At 60.3% G+C, this 12,020-nt stretch carries 10 protein-coding genes; 5 read left to right on the plus strand and 5 right to left on the minus strand.

Annotation, left to right across the window (positions count from 1 at the left end; translation table 11 throughout):
• The first annotated feature begins 68 nt into the window (after window positions 1–68).
• The 3 genes from RGV06_RS17590 to RGV06_RS17600 all read left to right on the plus strand — a co-directional run bounded on the left by RGV06_RS17590 (window position 69) and on the right by RGV06_RS17600 (window position 4,009).
• Window positions 69–1,718: an acyl-CoA dehydrogenase family protein gene (locus RGV06_RS17590; protein ID WP_322150698.1), complete on the plus strand. Its 1,650-nt coding sequence runs from the start codon at window positions 69–71 to the stop codon at window positions 1,716–1,718.
• 115 nt (window positions 1,719–1,833) lie between these two features.
• Window positions 1,834–3,306: an AMP nucleosidase gene (amn, locus tag RGV06_RS17595; protein WP_162207950.1), complete on the plus strand. Its 1,473-nt coding sequence runs from the start codon at window positions 1,834–1,836 to the stop codon at window positions 3,304–3,306.
• Window positions 3,307–3,442: 136 nt separating this feature from the next.
• Window positions 3,443–4,009, plus strand: a complete 567-nt coding sequence (locus RGV06_RS17600) for a pseudouridine synthase (RefSeq protein ID WP_162207952.1) — start codon at window positions 3,443–3,445, stop codon at window positions 4,007–4,009.
• Here RGV06_RS17600 and RGV06_RS17605 read toward each other — a convergent pair.
• Entirely contained in the window at window positions 4,004–4,213 is a 210-nt protein-coding gene (locus RGV06_RS17605; RefSeq protein ID WP_016779292.1) for a DUF2788 domain-containing protein, read from the minus strand. The genes RGV06_RS17600 and RGV06_RS17605 overlap by 6 nt on opposite strands.
• Before the next feature lie 256 nt (window positions 4,214–4,469).
• Complete coding sequence (locus tag RGV06_RS17610; RefSeq protein WP_173667388.1) at window positions 4,470–4,967, minus strand: Lrp/AsnC family transcriptional regulator; 498 nt, start codon at window positions 4,965–4,967, stop codon at window positions 4,470–4,472.
• Window positions 4,968–5,375: 408 nt separating this feature from the next.
• On the opposite strand from RGV06_RS17610, the gene RGV06_RS17615 reads away from it, so the two are divergent.
• Entirely contained in the window at window positions 5,376–6,389 is a 1,014-nt protein-coding gene (locus RGV06_RS17615; RefSeq protein ID WP_322150700.1) for a DUF6515 family protein, read from the plus strand.
• 157 nt (window positions 6,390–6,546) lie between these two features.
• Here RGV06_RS17615 and RGV06_RS17620 read toward each other — a convergent pair whose 3' ends face one another.
• Together RGV06_RS17620 and RGV06_RS17625 are read right to left on the minus strand one after the other, a co-directional pair.
• Window positions 6,547–7,449 (minus strand): cation diffusion facilitator family transporter, encoded by a 903-nt coding sequence (locus RGV06_RS17620; RefSeq protein ID WP_019824168.1) that lies wholly within the window; start codon window positions 7,447–7,449, stop codon window positions 6,547–6,549.
• Between the two features lie 29 nt (window positions 7,450–7,478).
• Complete coding sequence (locus RGV06_RS17625; protein WP_019824167.1) at window positions 7,479–7,898, minus strand: hypothetical protein; 420 nt, start codon at window positions 7,896–7,898, stop codon at window positions 7,479–7,481.
• 98 nt (window positions 7,899–7,996) lie between these two features.
• Between RGV06_RS17625 and hrpB the strand changes: the two genes are divergently transcribed.
• Window positions 7,997–10,516: an ATP-dependent helicase HrpB gene (hrpB, locus tag RGV06_RS17630; protein ID WP_322150702.1), complete on the plus strand. Its 2,520-nt coding sequence runs from the start codon at window positions 7,997–7,999 to the stop codon at window positions 10,514–10,516.
• Between the two features lie 51 nt (window positions 10,517–10,567).
• On the opposite strand, the gene RGV06_RS17635 is transcribed toward hrpB, so the two are convergent.
• Window positions 10,568–12,013, minus strand: coding sequence for an aldehyde dehydrogenase family protein (locus RGV06_RS17635; protein ID WP_048351207.1), 1,446 nt, complete (start codon window positions 12,011–12,013; stop codon window positions 10,568–10,570).
• Window positions 12,014–12,020: the final 7 nt, after the last annotated feature.

Here is a 12,020-nt window from a genome sequence, read left to right on the forward strand (position 1 = left end):
TGCCACTTGTTTAGGTGCAGATGCGTGCTTCACTGGCTCTATTGGCAAGCGCCAGAGGAGCCCGCGCAATGAACCTGCATCAATACGCTGAAACCCATCAGGTAACCAATCAGCCACCGTCTTTGGACGGGGTGAACCTGTACCGGATCGATCGGGTGCTGCAACAGTGGAGCCAGCACTTTGGCGCGGGCTGGGCGCAAGCGCGAATCGATGAGTACGGAGCACTGGCGGGCGGCCCGTTGATGGTGGCGGGCTTTCTGGCCAATGAAAACAAGCCGCAGTTTGTCAGCCATGACCGTTATGGGCATCGGATCGATCTGGTGGAGTTTCACCCTGCCTACCACGAGCTGATGCGCACGGCGATTGAGCACGGTTTGCCGTCATTGCCCTGGACGGACCCGCAACCCGGCGCCCATGTGGCCCGTGCCGCCATGACCTACCTGCACAGCCAGGCCGAAGCAGGGAGCGGCTGCCCCTTGACCATGACCTTTGCCAGCGTACCGGCCTTGCGGCTGCAGCCGGATATTGCCGATATCTGGCTGCCCAAAGTACTTGCCACCGAATACGACCCGCGCAATGTCGACATCAGCCAAAAGGCCGGCGTGACCCTGGGCATGGCCATGACCGAAAAGCAGGGTGGCACCGACGTTCGGGCCAACACTACGCGGGCGTACGCCGTGGGGGCCAAGGGAGCGGGGCAGGCCTACGAATTGTTGGGGCACAAATGGTTCTGTTCGGCGCCGATGGGTGATGGCTTCCTGACCCTGGCGCAAACCGACAAGGGCCTGAGCTGCTTTTTGCTGCCGCGTCATCGTCCGGACGGCAGTCGCAATGAGTTCTACATCCAGCGCCTGAAAAACAAACTGGGCAACAGTTCCAACGCCTCCAGCGAAGTCGAATTTCGGGGCGCACTGGCCTGGATGATCGGCGAAGAAGGGCGCGGCGTGCCGACGATTATTGAAATGGTTGCCATGACCCGCTTCGATTGCATGGTCGGCTCCAGTGCCTTGATGCGTCAGGCACTCACCCAGGCCAGCCATCACTGTGCGCACCGTTTGGTGGGTGGCCGAGTGGTGGCCGATCAACCGTTGATGCAGAACGTACTGGCAGACCTGGCGCTGGAAAGTGAAGCCGCGCTGGCCCTGAGCCTGCGCATGGGGCGTGCTCTGGATCATCTGGATGACCCGCAAGAGGCACGGTTTTCTCGGCTGGTGACGGCGGTGGGCAAGTATTGGATCTGCAAGCGGGCCCCGGCCATGATCAATGAGGCGGCCGAATGCATGGGCGGAGCGGGGTATGTAGAGGACAGTATCTTGCCGCGTCTGTATCGCGAAGCGCCGGTGAATTCGACGTGGGAAGGTTCGGGTAATGTGCAATGCCTGGACGTGTTGCGAGCCTTGTCCAAAGAGCCCGGCGTGCTGGACGCCCTGTTTGCCGAACTGGGCGACGGGCATGGCGATGGGCGTCTGGGGCAGCATATTACGCAGCTTAAAACGGCCTTTAAAGACACTGAAGACATTCAATACCGCGCGCGGCAACTGACAGAAGACATCGCCTTGGGCCTGCAAGCAAAGCTGCTGCTGGAGGCGGGCAACAGCGATATCAGCGACGCCTTTATCGCCAGCCGCCTGCACGGCAGCGGCCGGGTATACGGCACCTTGCCAAGGGGTTTGAATGTAGCCGCGATCGTTGCCCGCTCAACCCCTGGGATCCCCTGAACATGTGCGCTCCCACAGGAAATCACCCACATAAAATCAGTGGCATGCCTACATTTGTAGCTGTCTTTACCCCTCGATACAGGCAAGATAAAGGCCTGCCCGTTCAGAAGACAGGATGCTTATCGTGACCGAAGCTTTTATTGTCGTTTCCACCGCTGAAGAGGCCGTTGATCGCCTCGCTGCCCTCCACGAGCGCGCAACCACTGCGTTAAGCCAGGCACTCAAGCGTTATCTTAAAGACCGAATCGAACCCAGCGCCGACGAGCGCGCCTTGTTCCGTTACCCGGAACTGCGATTGACTAACACCATTCACGGTGAAATCCCCACCCTGACCCGTGCTTACGCCAAAGTGCAATTGCCGGGCACCTACAGCATCACCGTCACCCATCCCGCATCTTTCCGTAACTATCTGCTGGAGCAGTTGGTGCCGTTGATGCGCGATTTCACCGTTGAGGTGGAAGTCGGTGTCAGCCAGCAAAATATTCCGTATCCCTATGTGGTCGAACAAGGGGATGAACTTGCCGGTTCCGGTGTTACCGCTGCGGCATTGGCGCGAGTGTTCCCGAGTACCGACCTGTCCGCCGCCACTGATGGCATCGCAGATGGCCTGTACGATTGGGAAAACACCGATCCGTTGCCCTTGGCGCTGTTCGACGCTGCCCGGGTCGACTTCTCGCTGCGCCGCCTGGTGCACTACACCGGCAGTGACTGGCGCCATGTGCAGCCGTGGATTCTGCTGACCAACTACCATCGCTATGTCGACCAGTTCATCCTCCATGGCCTTGAGCAGTTGCGTGATAACCCGCGTTTTGTGCGCATGGTGATGCCGGGCAACGTGATTATCGAAAAATCCATGGACTACGGCGAAGCTCAGGCCATTGCGGCGGGTGTGGTGTGGCATCGCTACCAGATGCCGGCGTATCACCTGCAGGCCAACGACGGTCACGGCGTGACCCTGGTGAACATCGGCGTCGGCCCGTCCAACGCGAAAAACATCACCGACCACCTTGCCGTGCTGCGTCCCCATTGCTGGTTGATGATTGGTCACTGCGGCGGCCTGCGTCAGTCGCAAACCATCGGTGACTACGTGTTGGCCCACGCCTACATGCGTCGCGACGGGATTCTTGATCGGGTCGTACCGCCGAATATTCCGATTCCGGCGCTGGCAGAGGTGCAACTGGCGTTGCAGGAAGCGGCGGCACAGGTCACTGGCGAACGCGGCGAAGAACTGAAAAAACGCCTGCGCACCGGCACCGTACTGACCTATGACGACCGTAACTGGGAACTGCGCTGGGCTCAGGAGCGCCCGCTGATCAACCTGTCCCGCGCCGTGGCCGTTGACATGGAAAGCGGCACCATTGCGGCCCAGGGTTATCGCTTGCGCGTTCCGTACGGCACGCTGCTGTGCGTGTCGGACAAACCCTTGCACAGCGAAATCAAACTGCCGGGTTCGGCCAACGCTTTCTATGAGCGGGCCGTGAGCCAGCACTTGAAAATCGGTATTGCCGCCGTGGACTTGATGCGCAGCCAGCTCAACTCCCTGCACTCGCGCAAACTGCGCAGCTTCGACGAACCGCCGTTCCGTTGATCGGTGATGGTCATTTAGCGATCAGGGGACTAGCATTGCCAGCCCTGATCGCTAGATGTCCTTTTTTGTCATGTCTCGTCCCGCCCCACGCCGTCCGGCCTCGAAAAGTCCAAACCCTCAAGCTGCCAACCGCCGTGTGGCCAAGGCGCCGCCGTCTGATCCCAAGCTGTATCTGTTTAACAAGCCTTTCGATGTGCTGACCCAGTTCAGCGACGAAGGCGGGCGGGCGACGCTCAAGGACTTTATCCCGATACCGGGAATTTATCCGGCCGGTCGACTGGACAGGGACAGTGAGGGGTTGCTGCTGCTGACCAATGATGGCCAGTTGCAGGCGCGGATTGCCGATCCCAAGCACAAATTGCCCAAGACCTACTGGGTACAAGTGGAAGGCGAGCCCACGCCAGAGCAACTGCAGCAGTTGCGTGAGGGTGTGGAGCTCAACGATGGCAAGACTCTGCCAGCCGAAGCACGGGCACTGGAAGAACCGCAGCTATGGCCGCGCAACCCGCCGGTGCGCTTTCGCAAAAGCATTCCCACGTCGTGGCTGGAGCTGGTGATTCGCGAAGGGCGCAATCGTCAGGTACGGCGCATGACGGCCGCGGTGGGCCTGCCGACCTTGCGTCTGGTGCGGGTGCGGATTGGCGACTGGACGATTGAAGGGCTGGAGCAGGGGCAATACAAGGAAGTGCCAGCGCGGCTATAGCGCGCCGGACTCGATCAGCCCGATCACCACGCTCTTGATGATGAACGCCGCAACACCCAGGCCCAGTACGAAAAACAGAATCATTGAGCCGAAGCGCCCGGCTTTGGACTTCTTCGCCAGATCCCAGACGATAAAGGCCATGAAAATGATCAGCACACTGACCAGAATCGTCATCATCCATTCTTCAAGTACTGCAGGATCCATCGGTGTTCTCCGGCGTCATCGTGGGAAAAAGCCGTAGGAGTATACGTCATGGTGCCGGCGCGGCTATTGATCTGGAGGGTGATAGGGGTTCGCGTAGCCCGTAGCAGCTGCCGAAGGAACGAGGCTGCGTTCGATTGCGAAGCAATCGTAAGATCAGAGTGCGTGGTATCACTGAAAAATCGCGTGTGCTGATTTTACGACTGCTTCGCAGCCGAACGCAGCCTTCGTTCCTCGGCAGCTGCTACGGGAGTTGCTTTCACGTGCGCAAGTGAGTCAGTGGCAACTCGGTGCTGTTAAGCACCTGATTGAGCACAAAGCTTGAGCGCACGCTGGTCACGCCCTCGATGCGGGTCAGCTCGCCCAGCAGCAGTTTTTGGTAGTGATCCATATCGGCTACCACCACTTTGAGCTGGTAATCCGCGTCCATGCCGGTCACCAGGCTGCACTCCAGCACTTGCGGCAGGTTGCGGATACAGGCTTCGAAGTTTTCAAAACGCTCTGGCGTGTGTCGGTCCATACCGATCAGCACGTAGGCCGTAAGGCTTAAACCCAACAGCTTACGGTCGAGCAGCGCCACTTGCCGGCTGATATAGCCGTCATCCTCAAGCTGTTTGACGCGCCGTGAGCAAGGTGATGGCGACAGGCCGATACGCTCGGCCAGTTCCTGGTTAGAGATGCGTGCGTCACGCTGCAATTCCGCCAAAATGCTCAGGTCATACCGGTCGAGTTTGCTCACGAAGTTACCCTTTGTCATAACTATTGCGTGAAAGTATCCACCTTAAGTCAAAAATTGCGCAAGTGATGTTTTATCGAGCAATCTTCGCAATCGCCTGTCGTGGCCTCAGGCCTATTCTTATTAACAGAATCACTGCCCGGACATAGAGTCCACTGCGGCCCGCCGAATCAGGCCAGCCGCGGCCGCCAACCCCATAGGGTTGCCCCGGCCCCCGGGCTACGCACTGCCCAGAAGGCAGAGCGAGGTGAGCCAACATCACAAGTGTTGAGCCAGGACGAAACAGATTTTCGCAAGAAGCAAAGGGCGACCGACGGGTCGCCCTTTTTTTGTCTGTCGAAATTAGTTGCGTTGCTGGGTGCTTGGCGTAGAACCGGTTCTCGAATTTCCAGTCTTATGTTTAGGCCCTATCTCGCAGTGAGGAACAGCATGAAACCGCGCATCTGGCATCTGGCTACAGTTGGCGTGCTCTGTGTGAGTGTCAGCGGACAGTTGTTGGCCGATGAGCGAGGTGAAGGCGGTTCTCAAGATGCGCGCCCTGCTCACTCCAGTGGTGGTCAGCAGCATTGGCAGCAAGGGCAGGGCGGTAATAATCAGCCGCGCCAGGAGCACAGTCAGGGGCGCCCCCAAGGTCGTCAAGACAACTCGCAGCGCTCCGACAACAGACCTTCAAAAGACAATGCGCAACCCCCAGGTGGGCAATGGCAAGGGCGGCCACAGGGCCAGCCCCCTGGTCAGCCTCGCCCGTACCAGCCAGGTAATAACCTGCCGATCCAGTCGCGTCCAGACAGGGTGCAGCAGACCCAAGCCCCGAACCGGGGTGGTCAGCAGAATTGGCACAGCGGCGGTTACAACCCGGGTGCGGATAACCGTCATCCCAACGATCAGCGTTGGGTCGGGCGGCCTTCCGGGCATGGCAATGGCTGGGGCCCCGGGCCGCAGTATCGTCCGGGCTATGTGGTAGACCGTTTCCCTGGCCGGCACTGGCAAGTGCCCTATCGCGGTCAGGATTACTTCTTTTCAGGCGGCTACTGGTATCGCCCGCAAGGCCCGCGCTACATCGTGGTTCAACCGCCTTATGGGATTCGCGTAGGGTATTTGCCTGAGTTTGCGCGGGAAGTGTGGTTTGGCAGTACGTTAATGTTCCTGGCGGCGGGTGCGTATTACGCGTATCAACCCGCAACCCAGGATTACATCGTGGTCCAACCCCCGACCGCCCAGCAGCCTGTGAGCAACGGCTATGACGTGGTGGCTTACCCGGTCAATGGCCAGAGCCCGGCGCAAGTCGATCAGGACCGCTACGACTGCTACCGCTGGGCCATCGATCAAAGCGGGTTTGACCCAGCCAGACTCACTTACGCCCCCGCCCCGGCAGTGGTGCAAGCCTATAGGCAAGCTCAAGGCAGTTGCTTGAGCAGTCGCGGGTATCAGGTGACGTATTGATGAATGACGAAACGCTGTAGCAGCTGCCGAAGGAACGAGGCTGCGTCCGGCGACGTAGTCGTCGTAAAATCAGGCGCTCCGGTGTGTCAGATAAATTGAGTGCTCGGGTATCACGACGGCTTCGCCGCCGGACGCAGCCTCGTTCCTACGGCAGCTGCTACGGGGTTATGTGTACCCTGGGTTTAACCACTTCCTGCGGGTCGGCGTGCACCAGCACTTCGGCCTGCGGGTAGGTTTGCGTGATGGCTTCGGCGGCGTGGTCGCAGATGGCATGGGCCTCGGACAGGGTCAGCTCGCCCGGTAGCTCCAGGTGAAACTGCACAAACCAGATATTGCCCGAGATACGTGTACGCAGGTCGTGAGCACCCAGCACACCGGGTACACCACAGGCCAGCGCCAGCATGTTTTCGCTGACGTCGCTGGGTAACTCCTGATCCATCAGTACGGCAAAACTCTCACGCCCGATCTGGATGGCGCTCCAGAGGATATACACCGCAATCCCCAGACCAAACCAGGCGTCCAGTTGAGGAAAACCCACACTGGCCAGCACCAGCGCCAGCAAAATACTGCCATTGAGCATCAAGTCAGAGCGGTAGTGCAGCGAGTCCGCGCGCACCGCATTGGAGCCCGTGGCCTTGACCACCCGGTGTTGCAACGCTAGCAGTGCCACGGTCATCACCAGCGAAAACACGATCACGCCAATCCCGATCCACGGGGCGCCCACAGGCTCGGGATTTTTCAGCCGTTCGACAGCCTGAAAGGCGATCAACACCGCACTCACGCCAATGAACAACGCTTGTGCCATGCCGGCCAGCGACTCGGCCTTGCCGTGCCCGTAGCGGTGATCTTCATCGGCGGGGCGCAATGCGTAATGTACGGCCAGCAAGTTGAGAAACGAGGTCACGCCATCGAGCAGCGAGTCGGTCAACCCGGCGAGCATGCTGATCGAACCACTGAGCCACCAGGCGATGGCCTTGGTCACGATCAACAGGCTCGCCACCGCCACCGACGCACGGGTGGCCAGGCGTAACAGGCGGGCGTGTTCCGTGCTGCTGGTCATGGCGCTTCCTTGTTCATGGGCAACGGGCTTCAGGCGGCAGGTTGCAAACCGTACATGGCCAACTGCTGTGCGCTGCCCTTGTGCTGGATCAGGCGCGGGTCGTTCAGCGGGAAGCTGCGGCCCAGCTCGCTTTCGAGAATGGCCTGAAGCTTGGTGTTATCCACCTTGCCGTCTTCGCCGATGGCTTCGTGCAGTTTTTCCGGGGCGATGTGTGCGGTTTTTCCTGGCGGGAAGTAAATCGCACCGGTGGCGAAATCGACCCCGAATGCGATCAGGCCCGGAATCACATAAAACAGCAGGCCCACGGCATCGAGCACTGCAATCATGGGATCGATCTTGCCGTCGATCTGACCACGACGATCGGGAAAGAAAATACTGCCGCAGGCAGTCAATTGGCTGAGCAGGGCCGCAACTACAACACCGCCGATCACACGGGAAGACATACGCATACAAAAACCTCGAAGACGCTTAAAGGACTGAATCATTAAGACCGCGCTTAATGCCCAACTGTTCGCCGTTATACTCGTCGCTCTGTTCTGGAGCCACCATGATTTCTTTGCCGATTGATGAAGTTTTACCTGCGCTGCGCCTGGCCTTGGCCGAGCGGCATGAAGCCGTGCTTGAAGCGCCGCCCGGCGCCGGTAAAACCACCCGTGTTCCGCTGGCCCTGCTCAATGAACCGTGGCTCGCGGGGCAGAAGATCCTGATGCTCGAACCCCGGCGTCTTGCTGCCCGTGCAGCCGCCGAGCGTTTGGCCAGTGAGCTGGGTGAAAAAGTCGGCGAAACCGTGGGCTATCGAATTCGTCTCGACAGCAAAGTCGGCCCCGCTACCCGTATCGAAGTGGTCACCGAAGGCATTCTTACCCGCCGCCTGCAGCACGACCCGGCGCTGGAAGGGGTGGGCCTGGTGATTTTCGACGAGTTCCATGAGCGTAGTCTGGATGCCGACCTGGCGTTGGCCTTGAGCCTCAATGGCCGTGAGCTGTTTCGCGATGAGCAGCCGCTGAAAATCCTGCTGATGTCCGCCACCCTTGAGGGCGAGCGCCTGGCCAGCATCCTGGGCGATGCACCGATCTTGCGCAGTGAAGGACGCATGTACCCCGTAACGATGCGCTGGGGGCGACCCTTTGTGCCCGGTGAGTTTATCGAGCCGCGAGTGGTGCAGACCGTCCTCGATGCCATCAACGATGAAAGCGGTAGCCTGCTGGTGTTCTTGCCCGGGCAGGCAGAGATTCGCCGGGTCAATCAGCAATTGGCTGACGCGCTGGGCTCGCGCAGCGATATTGTGCTGTGCCCGTTGCACGGTGAGCTGGATCTGGCGGCTCAGCGTGCTGCCATCGAGCCGGCGCCCAAGGGCCTGCGCAAAGTGGTGCTGGCGACCAATATTGCCGAGACCAGCCTGACCATTGACGGCGTGCGCGTGGTGATTGATGCCGGGCTGGCGCGGGTGCCGCGTTTTGACCCGGGCAGCGGCATGACCCGTCTCGATACCCAGCGCATCTCTCGTGCCAGTGCCACTCAGCGCGCTGGCCGTGCCGGGCGTCTGGAGCCCGGTGTTTGTTACCGCCTATGGTCAGAAGACCAGCACGGGCAAATGGCCGCCTATGGCAGTGCTGAAATCCTCCAGGCAGATCTGGCCGGGCTGGCGCTGCAACTGGCGCGCTGGGGCGTAACCCCGGAACAACTGATCTGGCTCGATGTGCCTCCCGCCGCAAGTTATGCACAGGCCCAGCAATTGCTGGAGCGTTTGGGGGCCTTGCGCGACCGAAAACTTACCCCTCACGGCGGAACGATGGCCGAACTGCCCGCGCACCCGCGTATCGCCCATCTGTTACTGCGTGGCCAGGATCTGGGCCTGGCTGACATGGCCTGTGACGTGGCGGCGTTATTGGGTGAGCGCGATATCTTGCGCGGCGCAGGAGCAGATGTGCACAGCCGTCTGGCCCTGCTTTCGGGCGAAAGCCGCGCCGCACGGGGTGGGCAAGGAGGCGTACAGCGAGCCAAACAACTGGCCCGCCAATACCGGGGCTATTTGCGAACCAAGGCCACTCAACCGGTCATCGACCCCGATCACCCGCGCTGGCTGGGTGCCTTGCTGGCGCTGGCCTACCCCGACCGCATTGCTCAACAACGCAAGCCCGGAGGTGCGGAGTATCGGCTGGCCAATGGCCGGGCAGCATTGTTCAGCGAAGTCGATGGCCTGATGAAACAGCCCTGGCTGGTCATCGCAGACCTGGGCAGTCGTCAGGGCCAGCGTGAAGAGCGCATCTACCTGGCCGCCGAGTTTGATCCCGCATTGCTTGATGGCGTGTTGAGTGAGCAGGTCAGCGTTGTCGATCAGCTTGACTGGGATGAACGTGAAGGCGTGTTACGTGCTGAACGTCAGCGCAAGGTAGGTGAGCTGGTGCTCAGTCGCGAGCCATTGACCGGGCTGGACGAGGCGGCGCGCACCCAAGCGCTGATCAATCTGGTGCGGCGCAAAGGCCTGGAGCTGTTGCCGTGGACGCCCGAACTGCGTCAATGGCAGGCGCGTGTGGCACTTCTGCGTCAGCTTGATACGCAAAGCCAGGGTCAGAGCGAATGGCCGGATGTCAGCGATGCTGCATTAGTGGGCGGGCTTGAGGAATGGCTGGCGCCTTACCTGGGGCGGGTTTCGCGGCTGAGTCACTTTGCCAGTCTGGACCTCTCGAGCATTGTGCATAACGTGCTGAAGTGGCCGCTGCCACAACGTCTCGACGAGCTGGCACCCCATCACATCAAGGTCCCGTCGGGTTCATCGGTGAGGTTGGATTACAGCGAGCACCCGCCAATTTTGGCGGTGCGGCTGCAAGAGCTGTTCGGTCTGGCCGATACCCCGCGCATTGCAGGCGGGCGGCAAGTGGTCAAATTGCACCTGTTGTCGCCTGCACGGCGGCCGGTACAAGTAACCCAGGATTTGGCCAACTTCTGGCGCAGCACCTATGCCGAGGTGAAGAAAGACCTGAAGGGGCGTTACCCCAAGCACTACTGGCCCGATGACCCATTGGTGGCCGAAGCCACCGCACGGATCAAGCCGCGCAAAGCCTAGCAACCCCCGTAGCAGCCTCGTTCCTGCGGCAGCTGCTACGGAGGTTACGTATCAAGACCCGATGTAGCTGGTTTTGACCACGGTGTAGAACTCCTGCGCATACCGGCCCTGCTCACGGGAGCCATAGGACGAACCTTTACGCCCGCCAAATGGCACGTGATAGTCCACACCAGCCGTGGGCAGGTTGACCATCACCATCCCGGCCTGAGAGTGGCGCTTGAAGTGATTGGCATATTTGAGTGAGGTCGTCGCGATACCGGCCGACAGGCCGAACTCGGTGTCATTGGCCATTTCCAGGGCCGCTTCGTAGTCTGCAACCTTGATGATGTTGGCCACCGGGCCGAACACTTCTTCGCGGCTGATGCGCATGCTGGCGGTGCTATCGGCAAACAGGGCGGGGGCGAGGAAATAACCTTCGGTATCGCACGTCACCAAGCGGCCACCGGCGACCAGTCGAGCGCCTTCGTTCTGGGCAATGTCGATGTAGCCAAGGTCCTGGTCGAGCTGAGCACGGGACACGACCGGCCCGATATCGACCCCCGCCTGCAAAGCATGGCCGACCTTGATCGAACGCATGCGTTCGGCCATGGCTTCGACGAACTTGTCGTGAATGCCGGCGGTGACAATCAGGCGGCTTGAGGCGGTGCAACGCTGGCCGGTGGAGTAGAACGCGCTTTGTACGGCCAGCTCGACCGCTTGCTTGAGATCGGCATCGTCGAGGATGACCTGCGGGTTCTTGCCGCCCATTTCCAGCTGGACTTTGGCCTGACGAGTAACACAGTTGATTGCGATCTGGCGTCCGACGCCCACGGAACCGGTGAAGCTGACGCCGTCCACTTTCGGGTTCTTGACGATCGCTTCACCGACCACGCGGCCGCTGCCCATCACCAGGTTGAAAACACCCGCCGGGAAGCCAGCCCGAGAGATGATCTCGGCCAGCGCCCAAGCGCAACCCGGGACCAGGTCGGCGGGTTTGAAAACCACGCAGTTGCCATAGGCCAGGGCCGGGGCAATTTTCCAGGCCGGGATGGCAATAGGGAAGTTCCACGGAGTGATCAAACCGACCACGCCCAACGCTTCACGGGTGACCTCTACATGGACGCCCGGGCGCACCGAAGGCAGGTAATCGCCCGACAGGCGCAGGCACTCACCGGCGAAAAACTTGAAGATATTACCGGCGCGGCTGACTTCACCGATCGCTTCAGGCAAGGTCTTGCCCTCTTCGCGTGCCAGCAGGTTGCCCAGCTCTTCCTTGCGAGCGAGGATTTCGCTGCCGACTTTGTCCAGTGCGTCGCAGCGCGCCTGAATGCCTGACGTCGACCAGGCCGGGAATGCCGCCCTGGCCGCATCAATGGCGGTCTGAACCTGGTTGGCATCCGCCTGTGCATATTCGCCAATCACATCGGACAGATCGGATGGGTTGATGTTTGAACTGTAGGTGGGTGCTGCTACCCATTCGCCAGCAATGTAATTGTCGAAACGCTTTGAGTCAGTCATGAAGTTT

The sequence above is a fragment of the Pseudomonas sp. CCI3.1 genome (assembly GCF_034313985.1).
GTDB lineage: Bacteria > Pseudomonadota > Gammaproteobacteria > Pseudomonadales > Pseudomonadaceae > Aquipseudomonas > Aquipseudomonas psychrophila.

Bases quoted from the DNA above. Each gene is read 5' to 3' on its own strand.
- RGV06_RS17605 (WP_016779292.1), bottom strand. From the start codon at position 4,213: ATGGATCCTGCAGTACTTGAAGAATGGATGATGACGATTCTGGTCAGT.
- RGV06_RS17620 (WP_019824168.1), bottom strand. From the start codon at position 7,449: ATGACCAGCAGCACGGAACACGCCCGCCTGTTACGCCTGGCCACCCGT.
- RGV06_RS17625 (WP_019824167.1), bottom strand. From the start codon at position 7,898: ATGCGTATGTCTTCCCGTGTGATCGGCGGTGTTGTAGTTGCGGCCCTG.
- RGV06_RS17615 (WP_322150700.1), top strand. From the start codon at position 5,376: ATGAAACCGCGCATCTGGCATCTGGCTACAGTTGGCGTGCTCTGTGTG.
- RGV06_RS17635 (WP_048351207.1), bottom strand. From the start codon at position 12,013: ATGACTGACTCAAAGCGTTTCGACAATTACATTGCTGGCGAATGGGTA.
- hrpB (WP_322150702.1), top strand. From the start codon at position 7,997: ATGATTTCTTTGCCGATTGATGAAGTTTTACCTGCGCTGCGCCTGGCC.
- amn (WP_162207950.1), top strand. From the start codon at position 1,834: ATGCTTATCGTGACCGAAGCTTTTATTGTCGTTTCCACCGCTGAAGAG.
- RGV06_RS17590 (WP_322150698.1), top strand. From the start codon at position 69: ATGAACCTGCATCAATACGCTGAAACCCATCAGGTAACCAATCAGCCA.
- RGV06_RS17610 (WP_173667388.1), bottom strand. From the start codon at position 4,967: ATGACAAAGGGTAACTTCGTGAGCAAACTCGACCGGTATGACCTGAGC.